This window comes from Gilvimarinus sp. 1_MG-2023, assembly GCF_030548285.1.
The window spans coordinates 1-300 of sequence record NZ_JAUOSC010000706.1; the positions used below are offsets into that span (position 1 = coordinate 1).

The 300-nt window shown below is 54.0% G+C and carries 1 protein-coding gene; it reads left to right on the forward strand.

The window, feature by feature from the left end; genetic code table 11:
* Window positions 1-300 (forward strand): hypothetical protein (locus Q4563_RS18710; protein ID WP_303605583.1); only part of this gene is annotated, 300 nt, incomplete at both ends.

The following is a 300-nucleotide window of genomic DNA, read 5'->3' on the forward strand; positions in this document are numbered from 1 at the left end:
TTCCGGAAGAGCCCCTGACGCCGATCACTACTCGGGCGATCTGGGAAAAACTCAATCTTTCCTTCCCTTGTCACAAACGCACGGTTGAACGGGATCTGGTCGAGCTGTCCCAGCATTACGCTTATTATTGCACCGAACAGGGCCGCAGCCAGGCCTGGTCTTTTATGAAAGGCCGCAAAGAGCTGGCACCCACCAGTAATGCCGTGATTGCCCTGAGCTATATCCAGGCAAAGCCCTATTTGGAACAGGTGTTACCTGCCGAAGTGTACCAGGGTATCGAACCCCAGTTTATGGAAGCGG